Raw genomic sequence first — 14842 nt, 5'->3', positions numbered from 1 at the left:
GTTTTACAAATCGTTTTAGCCATGCTAATCTCTAATTGAAAAGTGGTAAAACGGAGGTAGGCAAACATGAACGGATACATCGCACAGGGAATCGGGTTTGTGGCAGTAGCATTCTTCATTCTGTCATATCAGATGAAATCAAACAGATTGCTGTTTTTATTCCAGCTGATAGGATGCTCCATCTTCGCCATACAGTTCGGAATCCTGGGTGCCTATACCGGAGCACTCAGCCTTCTCATAAATATCCTGAGAAATATTCTTCTGCTCAAGGTGAATGTCTGGACTTGGGTAAAAAGCAAAAAGATTATGATAGGCATCTTAGCTCTTCTGGCAGCGTTCACGATCTGGACATGGGATGGCTGGATCAGCCTCCTGCCGTTTGCATCGGTGGGAGTGACAACTGTAGGATACTGGACTGACAACGCACAGAAAATCCGTTTATCACAGCTTATTGGATCGCCGTGCACACTGTTCTACGATGTTCTGATCCACTCCTGGGGCGGCATGCTGAGCGAATCGATCACCTTGGTCTCTATCATCATTTCGATCATTCGCTTCGGCTGGAAAAACCTGAATGACGATAGATTCAAGAGCACTGTAGACAGTGCAGCTTAGGACTCACACCGTGGGTCGTGGCGTCGTAAGGGTATGCCGTGAATATCGTGCTGAGTTCTTCCATATGTTTGTCGATCAGCGACTTTACCCAGGAGATGTTCGTCTTCACCAGCGTGATGAAGTCATATCCGTTCTGTTTCTGCCATCGCAGCGATGAGGGCGGCTTCGCTCCGGGAATAGTTGTCAAAGATCAGCGTCCGGAAAGGCTGGTTCCGGTGACGCGGAACAGAGAGAGTGATGGTTCCAATCCATGTTATCAAATATCAGGCTCGTCAAAGAACCATCACTATATAGTCCGGAGCCAATAAAATCACCTGAAGATGTAGTAAAGGTCATAGCCAAAGAACTCTCCACCTATGACAGAGAAGTCTTTCTGGTTCTTAATCTGAAACTTAACGGCCAGATCATTAATATGCTGGATCATATCATCGTTGCCGCTGAAACCGGCGAGATGTACAGCTTTAAAGAGGATGGTCTTCTAGATCAACTTCGAGTCAGAAGTCAGAGTTGGGAAAGATAATTAAATAACATGACAAAACACATTTAAAAAAACAACAAAACGTGGTATATTCCATGTATAAAGTTGCTGCAATTAGTTGCAAAAAGGTGAACGACATGGAATGGACTGACGTTAAGGAAATACTCGAAGAAGTTAAGCCAGTGCTTAAGGCCACATCAGATGCTATATGTGTGTTGGACAGGTATGGAAACACCATCTATGAGAACCCGCTTTATGAGATCATGTTAAAGCGCGGTAACGTGGAAATCGTATCTGATTCCAAAGATATATATATCGATGGCAAGAAAGCAGGCAGGGTCATAGTTTATCACGACATTTCTGAGGTAAACCGACTCAGGAGAGAACTGGATCGACTTAATCAGAAGTTGAGAAAGGTAGAGGCTAAGTACTCCTTTAAGGACATTATTGGAGAGAATGAAAAACTGCAGGAAGCTATTAATATCGCCAGAACAGCTGCTATGACACCAGCGACTATTATGCTTCGTGGTGAAAGCGGCACCGGTAAGGAGATCTTCGCCAATGCAATACACAATACCAGCCCCCGGCGAAATGAGAAATTCGTAAAGATCAATTGCTCATCGATACCTGATGAACTACTAGAGAGTGAATTATTCGGATATAAGGAAGGTGCATTCACAGGTGCGCAGCGCGGCGGCAAGAAAGGTCTCTTCCAAGAGGCTGATAAAGGAAGTTTGTTCCTAGATGAGATCGGTGATGTATCTCCCAGGATGCAGGTGAAGATATTGAGGGCTCTTCAGGAAAAGGAAATCATGCCAGTTGGGTCCACAGAGTCTATCCCTATCGATGTCAGGATTATCTGCGCAACTAATAAACCGCTGGAAAAGATGATTGAAGAAGGCGAATTCAGAGAAGATCTGTACTATAGGCTCAACGTTTTCCCAATCAAGATACCACCTCTCAGAGAGCGCAAGGATGATATTGAAGCTATTTCGATGTACCTCCTTAACCAGTATAACGACTATTATGGCAGAAAGGTGACTACCATCGAAAAAGATGCTATCAAGCTTCTGAAGAAAAGTGACTGGCCCGGAAACGTCAGAGAACTTCAGAATGTTCTTTCAAGAGCGCTCATAAACCTTTCCGGAGATGAAGAAGTACTGACCGCAGAAGATATTGAAGCTTCGATCAACGGAGAGGATGCCAGACCCAGAAAGGCAAAAGCATCTTATGCAGGAGTACCTGATACTTTGCCTACAGAATTGACGGCTGCTCTTAAACAGGTTGAAACTGTTGTAATCAAAAGAGCTATCGAAAACGCTGCCGGTGATAAAAACAGGGCTGCAGTTGCTTTGGGTATACCACTCAGGACACTCTACTATAAATGTAAAAAACTTGGAATATAACCTATTGCAAAATATTGCAATAATGTAAATTGTTGCCGCAAATATTTGCAAATCAACAACTATCCATTTATGAAACCCCTTGAAATAAGGGCTTCCTTATGTTGGCACGGTAGTTGCTATATATCTTGGCAAACTTGATAATTATATTTTGCTCTTGATATAGGAGGAAGAAAAAATGGATAACAACAAGATTTTAGATGAGTTTGTAAGAAACTATTATGCGCAGTTAGCCGGAGGAGTTTATGGAAACCCTGTACCCCTTGATCCTAAAACCACTGCATTAGTCTTGATCGATGTTCAGGAATGCGTAACAGAGGAATACTTTGTAGAGGGATATAAGGCTATGGGAATTGATGTAGAACCACTTATGCCTGCACTTGATCAGCTTGGCGAGAACACCAATAAAGTTCTTGCAAATATTGAAAAGATACTTAATAAGTGCAGAGAGAAAGGCATCAAACCTATTCACGTCAAGTTAGGATCATATCTTCCTGATGCTGCTGACACCGGAAGACTCCATACAGAAGCCGGAATGTTCTATCCACCTGGAGCTCCAGGATCGGATTTCGTTAAGGAGGCAATGCCCTTGGAAGGTGAAATCGTTCTTAACAAGACATGCTCCGGCTGTGTAGTTGGGACAAACATCGACAGGATCATGAGAAACCTTCACATTGACAGTGTACTTGTAGTCGGTTTCTATACAGATCAGTGTGTAAGTACAGCTATCAGAGATTTCAGAGATCTCGGATATAATGTAGACATGATCGAGGATGCTATCGGAGCTATGAGCCAGGAAAGACATGAGAAGGCACTCCAGGGTATCCAGAGAATATATGCTAATTCAGAAACAACAGAGCAGCTTCTTGCCAGACTGGAGGCTCTCTAAAGAAAAGAGGCACGTATGATAAATGAGATCGTTAACAGGATCATACCTAAAGTGATTGAATACAGAAGACATTTTCATGAATTCCCTGAACTGAGTTTCGAAGAGTTTGAGACTTCCGAGTTTATTGCAGATAAACTAAAAGGACTTGGATATGATGTCAGGACCAATATAGGCGGTACCGGAGTTATGGCAACTTTAGACACAGGTATCCCGGGTCCGGTGATCGCCTTCAGGGCTGACATGGATGCACTTCCGATCATGGAAGAAAGCGGACTTGATTTCGACTCTAAAAGAGTGGGAGTCATGCATGCATGCGGACATGATGGACATATGGCTGTACTTTTAGGAACCGCGATTCTTCTTTCCGAGATCAAGGATGAACTTAAGGGTGTGATCAAACTCATATTCCAGCCAGGTGAGGAAGCTAACGGAGGTGCTAAATGCATCATTAATGATGGCGCACTGAAGGATCCAGACGTTGAAGGAGTATATGCTCTTCATATGATGCCTGACCTCCCGACAGGTACGATTGCAGTCAAATCCGGATATATGACAGCAACTGATGACGAATTCCATATTAGAGTATACGGACATGATGCACATTCATCTGAGCCAGAGACCGGTGTAAATGCGATAAACATAGCATCACAGATAGTCATGGGACTTAACACTATAATCAGTAATATCATGAGCCCCTTCGATGTAGGAACGTTTTCTATATGTAAGATCAACGGTGGAGAGGCAATCAATGTCATTCCGGATTATGTTGAAATGAGCGGAATGATAAGATGTGTCGAGGCCAAAAACAAACTCATGATAAGAGAAAAGATGAGTTCAATTGCAGAAAGCACCGCTCAGGGATTCGGAGGAAGAGCTGAAGTCGAATTCATACAAGGCTTCCCTTCAGTAAATAATGATGCTCGCCTGACAGTGAATGTTATCGATGCTGCTGAGAAATCACTTGAAAGCAAAGATGACATTATAATGATCGAAAGACCACATTTAGGTTCTGAAGACTTTGCATATTTCCAGGAGGAGATTCCCGGTGTGATATTCATGTTAGGATGTAAGCGCGATGACATTGAGACCGGATCACTTCATAGCGCGATCCTTAATATTGATGAAGACTCACTGCAGTATGGAGTGAGAATCTTCGGAAATATCGCAATGGATATTTGCGGAAAATGAAAACTATCAATAACTAAAGACTTAGACCGTAGGCATGGCTTACGGTCTTTTATTATTCCCAAAAGGAGCTTCCTGTATGATTCAAATATAGGGACTCGACAGAAAGAAGGTGAAAGAATTTTTTAATGGTGTAATTGGCATGATACAGTTCTAACAGTTGAAGTCTTGCCGTAAAGTGTAGTGAACCACAATCAAGTTCATTTGTTCACCTCATTGATGGCTTGCCGTATTAATGCCTTGATCGCGCCTTGCTTGCTAGGCTGCTGTTCCAGCCAAGCGAGAATGTCGCTATCAGTTTTTTTGTTCAATTTCATTTTAAATTGGACGGTGTTAGCTTTGTCGTATTTAGACTGGCTACCGTATTTTTGTACTTGCTCAGAACCGTCTGCGTATTTAATTTTCACTTTAGCATCCATGATAAAGCCTCCCTTGACATTTGTAACAATTTATGTGTAGAATAATGCAGGTGATTTAACACCTGCCCGCCTGCTTGAACAACTTATTTAGGCTTAATGGTTATTACGAGTTTGTCGACAATTTCGCTAGCCAATGCCTTTTCCAGAAGTTTGAGCAGGTCTTTTATTTCTTCTGGTGTCAATGGTGCCACCCCCTTTCCTTTGAACTGATTATAGTATATCATAGGTGTATACCTATCTCAATATCTTCCGTAAAGCTTTTCAAAAAAAGATGTGGTCGGTTTCCAGTGGGGAAATTCCAAAGTGCACACGATGGCGCTTTTGAGATTCAGCGGGGCGGGGGCTATCCCGTGTGGGCAACCTGCGGCAGCTCCGACATTAAAGCGAAGAACCTGAGCCGACGCAGAACAAAGTATGAGAAGTTGTCGATCAAAACGCTGATCAGAATAAAATAAGATATAAAAGGCACCGGAGCATTGGTGTGCTACCCGTCAAGAGGACAGTGAATAATTAAAAAGTTTCGCGCCGCCAGTCGAGCAATCGGCTGGCGGTATTCTTATGCAGCCGCGTAGTAGCTTTCATGGTATTCAACAGGGGTCATCAGCTGAAGCTTTCGTTGGATCCTTTCCGTGTTGTAATACCTGATATAGGTTTCTATGGTATTTACAAGGTCTGATCTTGAAGTGAACCGACTCCCATAATACGTTTCCCGCTTCAGGATCCCCCAGAAGCCTTCCATCGGACCGTTATCAATACAATGGGCCACTCTGGACATGCTCTGCTTCATATGATGCTTTTTGAGCCTTGCAGAGAACTGCTTGCTGGTGTACTGGAAACCTCGGTCACTGTGAAACAGCGGATGGGCATCCGACTCAACTGCTACAGCTGCATCAAACGTGTTCATAACAAGCGGATTGTCGTTGCGGTCACCTATCATGTAAGCCACAATCCTGCGGTCATAAAGGTCCAGAATGGCGCTTAAGTATACCTTGTGGACTTCAATGCCGATGTAATACTTGAACTCAGTCACATCGGTCAGCCACTTCTCGTTCGGAGCATCCGCGTGGAAATCCCGGTTCAGGTAGTTCCTGGCGATGTGTGCAGGATCATCGCTGCTTCTGGTACAGCTCTTCGGCTTCCACTTGATCGTAGACTGGATGCGTTCTTTGCGGCAGATCCTCAAGACACGCTTATCATTCACAGCGATACCATGCTTCCTGTCCAGCTCATCCCTTATCCGCCGGTATCCCATGTCAGGATGCTTTTCATGGATATCCTTGATCTTCTCAGAGATCTCTTCATTATACTTTTCGCTGAAACTGACAGGGTCTTTCAGCCAGCGATAGTAAGCGCTGCGTGATAGCTGAAGATGCTCACATAGCCTTTGTACGGGATAGTATTTTTCTTCAGACAGTTCTTTGATCGCTTGATATTTATACAGATGTCGAGTCAGAGATAGCGATCTTTCATCTCTAACTCCCTGACTTTTTTTAACAGATCATTCTCCATCTGGAGATCACGATTCCTTCGCTCCAGTTCTGCGATCTTATCCCGCATTTCTTCCTCAGGCGTCCTGGCAGGCTGTGTACCTGCGCGTCTTCCGCGACGATCCTCCAGACCGGCTGATCCCATCTTTTCATAACGCAATACCCAGTTACGTACCTGTTGATAGGAGCAGTTGTATTTCAATGCAGCCGCACCATAATTCTTATCATTGGCAAGGCAATCCCTTACTATCTCGTGACGCTCTTCCGGTGCAGTGTTTCTGGCTTTCCTCATGTAGCTACCTCCACCGCTTCCGCGGCATCTGATTTCTCCATGAGTATTATACTGCTTTATCCAATCTTGGAGTGCCTTTTTTGACCGAATTCCGTACCGCTTCATTATCTCCAATAGAGATCCCTCTCCTTGAAGATAATCATTAACTGCGCTAAGCTTCAGTTCCAAAGGGTAGTGCTTGTTATGCGTCTGATTCAAAAGACCGCCAGGACCTTCGTTCTGATAAATGATAACCCATTTCCGGAAGGAATCTGTTCCGTTTCCGGACAACCCGGCTAATCTCCCAGCTTCGCTGATTCCAATTTCGCCCCTCAGATACTGTTCAACTAACTGGACCTTAAGGACTGGATCAATCTTACTCTTTCTGGACATAGAAATACCCCCAAGTAGGTTTTATATTTTAGTGTCCTACTTGAGGGTAGCATATCACAGCATGACGGCCATTTTTTTCTTATAATATATAGTAATCGTCAAATTTTTGTAACACACTTCCGGCCACATTCCTAGTAATGATTTAAAATGAAGAAACACGCCAATTACGGCAAAAATATTCAGTAGGCACATTGACCAATCCTGTCTGACGTGGTATAGTTTGGTTGAAGAATAGTGACATTATTGGCAAATATATTCATCGAGGTGCAGAATGAAAGAAATCAAACGAGACCATTATTTACAGAAGCTTATTGAGCGAAGGACTAATGGGCTTATTAAAATTGTGACCGGTATACGCAGATGTGGGAAATCGTACTTGCTGGATCCAATGTTCAGGGATTATCTACTTGAATCAGGCGTTCCGAAGGATCATATCATAAAAATCGAACTGGATCGTATTTCCAATAAGAAGTATCATACTGACCCTGAAGCTTTTGATGAATATATCCATTCTCTGATCAAAGACAATAAGCAGTATTATCTGATTCTGGATGAAGTACAGCTTGTATCAGATTTCGAATCAGTTCTCAACGGACTTCTTTATGATGGTAATATCGATGTGTATATTACGGGAAGTAACTCAAAGTTTTTGTCATCTGATGTTATAACAGAATTTCGGGGCAGAGGTGACCAGATCCATCTACAGCCATTATCTTTTTCGGAATTCTATAATGCTGTTGGTGGAGATAAACTTGAATGCTGGAATGAATATCTTACTTTCGGTGGGATGCCATTGGTGCTTTCTCGAAAAACCGATTCGGAAAAGATGGATTATCTCAAAGACCTTTTCAATCAGACATATTTTACTGATATCGTTGATCGTAATCAGATCAAAAGGCTGGATGTACTGGACGCAATGGTCAATCTTCTTGCTTCTTCAGTAGGCTCTCTGACTAATCCACAAAAGATACATGACACCTTCAAAAGCAAAGGCACAAAAGAGCTGTCCATCAATACGATCAATTCATACCTGAGCTATCTGGAAGATGCTTTTATCATAAAAAAAGCCTTACGCTATGATGTGAAGGGCAGGAAATACATTAATACCCCACAAAAGTACTATTTTGCAGACCTAGGTCTTCGAAATGCTCGTCTGAATTTCAGGCAGCAGGAAGAATCACATCTGATGGAAAACGCAATCTACAACGAACTCCTCATACGAGATTATAATGTTGACGTTGGTGTTGTTGAGATCCGTGAAGGGAATAAACGGATACAGACTGAAGTTGATTTTATTTGTAATCAGGGGAGTAATCGATATTACATTCAGTCCGCATTAAATCTGGACACACCAGAGAAGACAAGTCAGGAAAGCCGGCCGCTCAATAATATCAGTGACAGCTTTAAAAAGATAATTGTTGTTAAAGGCAGCATGAAACCATGGCATACAGAGGATGGGATCCTGGTAATTGGCTTACTGGATTTTCTGCTTGATCAACACTGTTTGGAGAAATAAAAGATGAACATAAAATACATAGAATTAAAAACTGGATACAATGATGATGGTCCAGCCTGGATAGGGAACGTTAAAGAATCAAAATCCGGAAAAACAGTTTATTTCAATGATCATGCCTTTCAACGGTGTTCCAGCAGGGGCGTTACTGGCATAGGTGGTAACTATTATGATTTAGAAACTGGCGAGAAGTACTGGATTTCAGGAGTCAAGAAAAATGGTTGTGACCGTCATTGGCTAGGTCATGGCAAAGTAATTATTGATCGAAAGGTCATTGACGAGTACCTTGCAATAACAAAATCAAAATCATTGAATGAATCACACTTTGATATCCAGGATATAGACGATGTCTTCCCGATAGAGAGAATCCATGCGATTCTAAATGAACAAAATGAATAAAAAAGATATGCGGCTTCTTGTTGAAACTGCATATCTTAGTTGGTACACCATCAGGGGTTTTGCATCCTTGCTCTGCAAGTCTGCCGGGCTGCGGCTCCCCTTTCGGTCGCCTTGCCCCGCTCCCTACGCGGCAGTTCACTGGACTGCCGCGCTTTACGGTCGCGCCCTTTCGGGTTCGAGCCCCTTCGGTGTACCAAAACAAAACAGACGCTTACGCGTCTGTTGTTTTGGTACACCATCAGGGGCTCGAACCCTGGACACCCTGATTAAGAGTCAGGTGCTCTCCCAGCTGAGCTAATGGTGCTCGTCGTATGAATTTCTGTGTCAGCTGTCCGGCACATTTGATATAATACCATTTTACGCGAACCTTGTCAACCTGAAATCTGCAGTTTTTCAGGTTTTTTCGGGATTTCAGGTTAGTGTTCAGGAAGGGGTTTTCGGTTACCGCTCGGAGAGGACTCCGACAGGTTTCTGGATTTCCGGCGGCCTGCGCTGATGCTTCCTCGGCAAAACCTCTCCCTATAAAGTGCGGCAGGCCACCGAATATACCCTCTGTATTATTGACATTTCGAGCATATTCGATGGCTGAGCACGCACAGGTTAACAAACAGACCCTGTAAATTCGCGGTTATGACATAAAGCCTTTCCGGAGAAGGATTATTCTTTTACCGTGCCGTCCGGATTGAACACCGGCAGCTCATTCAGGTAAGTGATATCGCCCCGGGCTGCTGCCTCTCCCTCTGCCAGAACACACATCCGTCCGACGATGGTCAGGTCAATCTGCTTCAACAGCGCCTCGATGGAATTCAGCGATTCGCCGGTGCTGACCACATCGTCCACGATCAGGACTCTGCGTCCCTTCAGAGTCTCCACATCATCCTGGTCGATGCAGAGCTTCTGCAGATGATCGGTGGTGATGGAGTCCACGCTGGTCTCAATCACATTGCGCATGTACAGCTTGAAACCCTTGCGGCAGACGACATAATCTTTGTTCCCCGCCTGTCTCGCCATCTCGTAGGCAAGAGGGATGCCCTTGGCTTCCGCTGTGACCACCACATCGAACTCCGGCGCCTTCGCCAGGAGTTCCTTCGCCGCGGCGCGGGTAACTTCCACATCATTGAACATAATAAACGCCGCGATGTAAAGTTCGTCGTTGACCGGACAAAGGGGAAGCTGCCGCTTGCAGCCGGCGATTGTCATTTCATAAAACATTTTCAGATTCCTCTCTTTCACATCTTTCACTCATTGTAGTCAATTTCAACAGGCTTTGTGCCCACACGCATTCCTGTAGAGCGCACCGCCGCCACCAGAGTACTCGTGTCGTCAGTAATCTCAATATTGAAGCAGCAGGTGCGGCGGCCGTCCTTCTCACAGCGCGCCGTTGCGTAGAGCACGTTGCCTCGAGTACTGTTCATGAAGGAAATACTGCTGTCCAGCGTTACCGTTTCCGGATGTTCCGGATTTGCAGCCACCGCGAAGGCGAAGTCAGCCAGCGTATAGATCGCGCCGCCCATCACCGCGCCCCGGGCATTTTTGTGCTCCTCCCGGATAACCATCCTGCATTTGCTGTAATTGATATCCGCCTCCATGATCTCCATGCCGTTGGATGTGGCAAACTGGTCGTTCTCAAATACTCGCTGAATCTCTTTCAGTGGGATCATGTCACTCTCCTTCCGCGGGGAAATTTTCCACCGCTTTCCCATTATATCACAAAATAAGAGCCGCGGCCTCATGCCGCAGCGTCTTTTTTTTATATTCTGCTATATTTCAGAGCAGCTATATTCCGGAGTGCCATCGGCGACGTTCCCGACCTCGGCGTTAGCGGCCTCGACCGGTAATATTCCCAGCCTCCGGCATCCGCGTCCCCGACCTTGGCAATTATTCAGAATTTCGTCGCCGGCGCTCAGAAGTCTACTGTCCTGCCCGGAGATTCGTCGCCGCGTTCCCTGCACAGGCTCTGATAAATGTACTGATGCAACTGTTCCTTCAGCCGCGCGCCTCTCCGGACGCTGATCGGGAGCAGACTTCTTCTGGCGTCGTCCATCAGGCAGAATCCGCCGTACACCGACAGAATATGCCCCATATTCACAAGGATTCCTTTGTTGATAAGGAAGAACCGTTCATCTCCGCGGAGTCGCTCCTGGAGCTCCTTCATCGACATACGGATCCTGTGCGTACCCTCCGACCTGCTGTGAAGCTCGATATAATGTCCATCGCTTCTGGCATAGATCAGATCGTGGAACATCATATGGCAGGCTCTTCGGTCACAGGTATAGCAGAAGAACGGGGCCGCCTGCGGAAGCCGTTCCTGCATGTCGCCGAGCACCTGGAAAATCTGCTCTTCCCTGAGTGGACGGACCAGATAGTCGAAGGCGTGGCAATTCAGGGCCTCCGGCATGAGACTTTCATCCGAGGAAACAAAGACACAGCCCGTCGAAGGAGTTTTCTCCCATAGCCTTTCGACAAGCTCGATGCCCTTCATATCTGACATGATGGAACTGATAAACGCCAGATCGTACCTGCCCGGAGTCACCTGCCGAAGCATCTGGGTTCCGCCTCTGTACATTGATATTTCCGTCTCGGGGAGGTTGTCCGAGGCCCAGCTTTCAATTACGTCCCGAAGCGCGGAAGCCGCCTCCGGGGTTCCTCCTGTAACTGCAATTTTCATCAGTCTGCCGCAACTTTCTCCGGATCTGTACCGGTGTTCATCATTGGCGGGGTTTCACTTCCTGAAATCTCATAATACACACGATGTCGAATAACAAGTCTGTCGGGCCTGCAGTTGTTGACCGCCGCCCGGAAGGTCAGCTGAACACGCTCTCCCGCCTTCAGCCTGTCGATAAACCAGCTGACATGCTCCCTTCCGTCGACGCATCCGTAATGCCCGAGGCTGTCCGTCGAATAAAAGTTCGTATACTCCGGCATATATCGGCGGACAAAGAGGCCTACGGCATCGGATGTGCTTTTGTTCTCCACCGTGATCGTATACTTGTATATTTTGTCATCCTCTGCGTAGCGACTGCTCTGGCTGCTGCTCTCCTTCACAGAAAGCTCCGGCGGATTCTCAGGCGGAACCACGGGCGGATTCCGGTATGCGAAGTCGAACAGGCGGAGCTGCCAGTCCCCGCCCGACTGGTCGTAGTACCCGTAATTCACCGACCCTGCCACCGTCATATACACAGAGGACGTTCCGAACACAGCTTTCGGATCAAAGTTTTCATAGCGCATCGTGCGCTCTCCATCTCCGCTTCCGCACCGCACCGTGCAGCATCCCATTCCGCTGTCTGCATCGGTAATCTCCCAATCCATCGAGAAACTGACCGTTCCGATGTCAATGGGAATTGCGCGAACCGGATAATTTCCGTCATCTTTCTCTTTTCCATCCGCATCCACCGTCGTCAGTGCCATATGAGGCTGCCCGGCGCTGCGGACCGCCGCCTGTCCGTCCGTGCCGTTGTCGCCGGTCAGAAAAGTGTCGAATTCCAGGACCAGCGCATTCCGCACGCCGCGGGTCGCATCTTCGATCCGGTAGACGCACAGCGATGAACCGTACTGTCCGGCACCTGCCTCATATGCGTAGCTCCTGTCCGGCTGGAACACGACGGCCATTCCGTCCGGATCCTCAGAGATTCGTGCCGTTCCCCGGAAGGAGAAGCTCCGGCTGAAATCGAAGGTTTTCGTGGAGGTGGAAACAAAGTTTACCCGATCCGCGTCTGACGGTCTGGAAACCGTAATCGTATCGCATGCGGAGGATGTGGACGAGCCGGTGCGGATACAGTCCGAAAAGCCTTTGTTCTTCTCACTGTCGCTGCCCGTGTCTAGTCCGCCCGTCATTTGAAATTCCGTAAAGTCGATACCCTCTGCGGCGGTTTCCGCATGAGCCGGTCCGCTTTCCCCGGGCATCACAAGAACCGCTCCGTACATTCCGAAGCATACCGCAAGGCATAACAAAATGGTCAGCAGTTTCTTTTTCATTTCTTTAAACCCCGGATATCCTTTTTTTCACGAATCGTCAGATCACTTTCAATATCGGCGACTTTGCGGTTCAGGATCAGGTACAGAACCGCTCCCGCCGTCATGACAGCCGCAAGGATTATCAGTCCGATCACGCGTCTCAGAATCATGCAGATGCCTCCTCTTCCTTCTCCCTGCGCTTTGCAACCACCCAGAACATCACTCGGACCAGCGGCAGCAGCAGAAGCGTCCAGAACAGCACCGCCGCACCGTTTGCTCCCAGAATCGCAGCGTCTGCAGCGCCGAACGGAACCGTCTTCCGGGCACCGGAGGTTCCTGTTCCTCCCGCGCCGTCCGAATCACCGCCCGAATCACCGCTGCCGGCGCTTCCGCCGGCCATGCCGTTTCCGGATCCCACGCCGGACTTCGCTCCTGCACGGGCGGGATCCCCTGCGTTCTCCGAGTCATTGTCTCCGGAGACATTTCCCGAGTGCGAACCGGAAATCATCAGATTCCCCGTCACTGCACCGGAGCCAGCTCCGTCCGATGTCCCGAACGCCGGACTCTGCCGATACTGAACCTCATCCGGATTGTTGCGGCAGACCCTCTTCTCCAGCCCCGCTCTGCCGGGGGCGGCCGAACGCACCGTCTTCCACGCGCTCCAGTCGTGCCCGAGCGCCGGGACAACCCTGCTTTGTACATGCACCAACCCCGGATGCTTGCTGCAGATCCGCGTCTCTCTGCCGTCAGCTGTGCAGGTCGCCTTCTTTACTATTTTCCACGTTCCCCAGACATGTCCCATCGCCGGGATCCGCTCTGTATACGTACTGCCGCATTTATGGCAGGTATACCGGCGCAGGCCGGCGCGGGTCTGTGTCGCACGTTTTTCAAGACTGACCTCATAATCGTGCTCACCGCCTTCAGGGCAGCTGCTCTCGGCAAACGCCGGAACCGCCGTGCAGCAAAGCAGCAGAAGCACTATGCAGAAGATCACCAGAACCGGTATCGGACAGAATGTCCATCCTGATGCGGGCAGACGTGAAGACCGGTGCGACGGAAACGGCGCGGCAGCTCTGTCATTGCCTCTATTCCCTCTCATCCTGCCGTTCATCACTTCCGCCTTTCATCGTTTTTTTCAGTTCCTTATAATATTTTCGACCGACCGAAAGATTCTCACCGGTCGTCAGCGTGACCTTTTCATAGGCGAAGGATGCGACGTAGCGGGTCGCAACGATGCAGGACCTGGAGATCCGCACAAAGCCTCTGGAGAACAAAAGATTTTCCAGCTTTCCTATCGTCGATACGAATTCAAAACTCGTATCCTCGTAATATACGGTGACAATTTTCTGCGATACTTCAAAATAACGAATCTCACTGATTCTGATATTCCGGTATTCTCCGACTCCGGTAAGCAGCAGATACTCGCTTCTTTTCTCCCGGGCGGTCTCCACGGCACGAAGAAATACCTCCTTCAGCCGTTTTTCCGACGCCATTTCCTTCACCAGATAATTCGTCGCTCTCACATCAAATGCATAGAACACAGCTTCCCTCGACGATGTGAGAAAGATGATTTCTCCCTCATAGCCATTCTCTCTCAGGCGTTTCGCGGTTTCAATGCCGTTAGTTCCCGGCATTCCCACATCCAGAAAGAGAATATCTGTGTCACGGACGATATCCTCCGTGAAGAACAAGAGCTGATCCCCGCTTCTGTATTTTGTAAAATCCGCCTCAATATCATTCTCCCGGCATATCCGCTGAAGATCCCGCGTGTACATTTCGATCGCCTTTACTTCATCATCACAAATCGCAATCCGCATGATCCACCCCATCAGTCAT

18 protein-coding genes, 1 tRNA gene and 1 pseudogene are annotated in these 14842 nt (G+C 47.4%); 7 read left to right on the top strand and 13 right to left on the bottom strand.

What is annotated here, in order from left to right:
• Positions 1–66: 66 nt before the first annotated feature.
• Positions 67–615, top strand: a complete 549-nt coding sequence (locus FYJ64_RS06615; RefSeq protein ID WP_154574418.1) for a YgjV family protein — start codon at positions 67–69, stop codon at positions 613–615.
• Here the strand turns inward: FYJ64_RS06615 and FYJ64_RS11350 are convergent.
• Both FYJ64_RS11350 and FYJ64_RS06610 read right to left on the bottom strand, forming a co-directional pair.
• On the bottom strand, positions 587–802 hold the full coding sequence (locus tag FYJ64_RS11350) for a hypothetical protein (RefSeq protein ID WP_206045580.1): 216 nt from the start codon (positions 800–802) through the stop codon (positions 587–589). The genes FYJ64_RS06615 and FYJ64_RS11350 overlap by 29 nt on opposite strands.
• Positions 753–875 (bottom strand): annotated as a pseudogene (locus FYJ64_RS06610) (transposase); the annotation flags it as partial. The gene FYJ64_RS11350 and the pseudogene FYJ64_RS06610, both read right to left, overlap by 50 nt.
• Here FYJ64_RS06610 and FYJ64_RS06605 point away from each other — a divergent pair.
• The 4 genes from FYJ64_RS06605 (at position 866) to FYJ64_RS06590 (ending at position 4573) form a co-directional block, all read left to right on the top strand.
• Positions 866–1135, top strand: a complete 270-nt coding sequence (locus FYJ64_RS06605) for a hypothetical protein (RefSeq protein ID WP_154574417.1) — start codon at positions 866–868, stop codon at positions 1133–1135. The pseudogene FYJ64_RS06610 and the gene FYJ64_RS06605 sit on opposite strands and share 10 nt — an antisense overlap.
• Before the next feature lie 53 nt (positions 1136–1188).
• Positions 1189–2499 (top strand): sigma-54 interaction domain-containing protein, encoded by a 1311-nt coding sequence (locus tag FYJ64_RS06600; RefSeq protein ID WP_154574416.1) that lies wholly within the window; start codon positions 1189–1191, stop codon positions 2497–2499.
• A 175-nt stretch (positions 2500–2674) separates the two neighbouring features.
• Positions 2675–3385, top strand: coding sequence for a cysteine hydrolase family protein (locus tag FYJ64_RS06595; RefSeq protein ID WP_154574415.1), 711 nt, complete (start codon positions 2675–2677; stop codon positions 3383–3385).
• A gap of 15 nt (positions 3386–3400) precedes the next feature.
• Complete coding sequence (locus FYJ64_RS06590) at positions 3401–4573, top strand: M20 metallopeptidase family protein (protein ID WP_154574414.1); 1173 nt, start codon at positions 3401–3403, stop codon at positions 4571–4573.
• A gap of 197 nt (positions 4574–4770) precedes the next feature.
• Here the strand turns inward: FYJ64_RS06590 and FYJ64_RS06585 are convergent, their stop codons facing one another.
• The 3 genes from FYJ64_RS06585 to FYJ64_RS11340 all read right to left on the bottom strand — a co-directional run bounded on the left by FYJ64_RS06585 (position 4771) and on the right by FYJ64_RS11340 (position 7140).
• Positions 4771–4989 (bottom strand): hypothetical protein, encoded by a 219-nt coding sequence (locus tag FYJ64_RS06585; protein ID WP_154574413.1) that lies wholly within the window; start codon positions 4987–4989, stop codon positions 4771–4773.
• A 556-nt stretch (positions 4990–5545) separates the two neighbouring features.
• Entirely contained in the window at positions 5546–6430 is an 885-nt protein-coding gene (locus tag FYJ64_RS11345; RefSeq protein WP_268891410.1) for an IS3 family transposase, read from the bottom strand.
• An 8-nt stretch (positions 6431–6438) separates the two neighbouring features.
• Complete coding sequence (locus tag FYJ64_RS11340) at positions 6439–7140, bottom strand: helix-turn-helix domain-containing protein (RefSeq protein WP_206045569.1); 702 nt, start codon at positions 7138–7140, stop codon at positions 6439–6441.
• Positions 7141–7411: 271 nt separating this feature from the next.
• On the opposite strand from FYJ64_RS11340, the gene FYJ64_RS06575 reads away from it, so the two are divergent.
• Positions 7412–8656, top strand: a complete 1245-nt coding sequence (locus FYJ64_RS06575; protein ID WP_154574412.1) for an ATP-binding protein — start codon at positions 7412–7414, stop codon at positions 8654–8656.
• Between the two features lie 3 nt (positions 8657–8659).
• Positions 8660–9052, top strand: a complete 393-nt coding sequence (locus FYJ64_RS06570) for a mannose-1-phosphate guanylyltransferase (protein ID WP_154574411.1) — start codon at positions 8660–8662, stop codon at positions 9050–9052.
• A 228-nt stretch (positions 9053–9280) separates the two neighbouring features.
• Here FYJ64_RS06570 and FYJ64_RS06565 read toward each other — a convergent pair.
• From FYJ64_RS06565 to FYJ64_RS06530, 8 genes are all read right to left on the bottom strand, one after another.
• Positions 9281–9356: transfer RNA gene (locus FYJ64_RS06565), tRNA-Lys, on the bottom strand.
• 353 nt (positions 9357–9709) lie between these two features.
• Positions 9710–10264 (bottom strand): phosphoribosyltransferase family protein, encoded by a 555-nt coding sequence (locus tag FYJ64_RS06560; RefSeq protein ID WP_154574410.1) that lies wholly within the window; start codon positions 10262–10264, stop codon positions 9710–9712.
• 26 nt (positions 10265–10290) lie between these two features.
• On the bottom strand, positions 10291–10713 hold the full coding sequence (locus FYJ64_RS06555; protein WP_206045568.1) for a PaaI family thioesterase: 423 nt from the start codon (positions 10711–10713) through the stop codon (positions 10291–10293).
• Positions 10714–10955: 242 nt separating this feature from the next.
• Positions 10956–11720, bottom strand: coding sequence for a LytR/AlgR family response regulator transcription factor (locus FYJ64_RS06550; protein ID WP_154574408.1), 765 nt, complete (start codon positions 11718–11720; stop codon positions 10956–10958).
• Entirely contained in the window at positions 11720–13027 is a 1308-nt protein-coding gene (locus FYJ64_RS06545; RefSeq protein ID WP_154574407.1) for a lectin-like domain-containing protein, read from the bottom strand. Before FYJ64_RS06545 ends, FYJ64_RS06550 begins: the two co-directional genes overlap by 1 nt.
• Positions 13024–13176, bottom strand: a complete 153-nt coding sequence (locus FYJ64_RS06540; RefSeq protein ID WP_154574406.1) for a hypothetical protein — start codon at positions 13174–13176, stop codon at positions 13024–13026. The genes FYJ64_RS06545 and FYJ64_RS06540 overlap by 4 nt, the downstream gene beginning before the upstream one ends.
• Complete coding sequence (locus FYJ64_RS06535; RefSeq protein ID WP_154574405.1) at positions 13173–14105, bottom strand: hypothetical protein; 933 nt, start codon at positions 14103–14105, stop codon at positions 13173–13175. The genes FYJ64_RS06540 and FYJ64_RS06535 overlap by 4 nt, the downstream gene beginning before the upstream one ends.
• Positions 14092–14835, bottom strand: a complete 744-nt coding sequence (locus FYJ64_RS06530) for a LytR/AlgR family response regulator transcription factor (RefSeq protein ID WP_154574404.1) — start codon at positions 14833–14835, stop codon at positions 14092–14094. The genes FYJ64_RS06535 and FYJ64_RS06530 overlap by 14 nt, the downstream gene beginning before the upstream one ends.
• Positions 14836–14842 lie beyond the last annotated feature (7 nt).

Origin of the sequence: Hornefia butyriciproducens, assembly GCF_009695915.1 — a bacterium.
GTDB classification, from domain to species: Bacteria; Bacillota; Clostridia; order Peptostreptococcales; family Anaerovoracaceae; genus Aminicella; species Aminicella butyriciproducens.
Note: the sequence above shows the minus strand (reverse complement) of the source record. Positions and strands in the feature narration are given on the sequence as shown.

Coding starts and splice junctions, on each gene's coding strand:
- FYJ64_RS06615 (WP_154574418.1), top strand. CDS start 67: ATGAACGGATACATCGCACAGGGAATCGGGTTTGTGGCAGTAGCATTC.
- FYJ64_RS06605 (WP_154574417.1), top strand. CDS start 866: ATGTTATCAAATATCAGGCTCGTCAAAGAACCATCACTATATAGTCCG.
- FYJ64_RS06600 (WP_154574416.1), top strand. CDS start 1,189: ATGTATAAAGTTGCTGCAATTAGTTGCAAAAAGGTGAACGACATGGAA.
- FYJ64_RS06595 (WP_154574415.1), top strand. CDS start 2,675: ATGGATAACAACAAGATTTTAGATGAGTTTGTAAGAAACTATTATGCG.
- FYJ64_RS06590 (WP_154574414.1), top strand. CDS start 3,401: ATGATAAATGAGATCGTTAACAGGATCATACCTAAAGTGATTGAATAC.
- FYJ64_RS06585 (WP_154574413.1), bottom strand. CDS start 4,989: ATGGATGCTAAAGTGAAAATTAAATACGCAGACGGTTCTGAGCAAGTA.
- FYJ64_RS11340 (WP_206045569.1), bottom strand. CDS start 7,140: ATGTCCAGAAAGAGTAAGATTGATCCAGTCCTTAAGGTCCAGTTAGTT.
- FYJ64_RS06575 (WP_154574412.1), top strand. CDS start 7,412: ATGAAAGAAATCAAACGAGACCATTATTTACAGAAGCTTATTGAGCGA.
- FYJ64_RS06570 (WP_154574411.1), top strand. CDS start 8,660: ATGAACATAAAATACATAGAATTAAAAACTGGATACAATGATGATGGT.
- FYJ64_RS06560 (WP_154574410.1), bottom strand. CDS start 10,264: ATGTTTTATGAAATGACAATCGCCGGCTGCAAGCGGCAGCTTCCCCTT.
- FYJ64_RS06555 (WP_206045568.1), bottom strand. CDS start 10,713: ATGATCCCACTGAAAGAGATTCAGCGAGTATTTGAGAACGACCAGTTT.
- FYJ64_RS06550 (WP_154574408.1), bottom strand. CDS start 11,720: ATGAAAATTGCAGTTACAGGAGGAACCCCGGAGGCGGCTTCCGCGCTT.
- FYJ64_RS06545 (WP_154574407.1), bottom strand. CDS start 13,027: ATGAAAAAGAAACTGCTGACCATTTTGTTATGCCTTGCGGTATGCTTC.
- FYJ64_RS06540 (WP_154574406.1), bottom strand. CDS start 13,176: ATGATTCTGAGACGCGTGATCGGACTGATAATCCTTGCGGCTGTCATG.
- FYJ64_RS06535 (WP_154574405.1), bottom strand. CDS start 14,105: ATGAGAGGGAATAGAGGCAATGACAGAGCTGCCGCGCCGTTTCCGTCG.
- FYJ64_RS06530 (WP_154574404.1), bottom strand. CDS start 14,835: ATGGGGTGGATCATGCGGATTGCGATTTGTGATGATGAAGTAAAGGCG.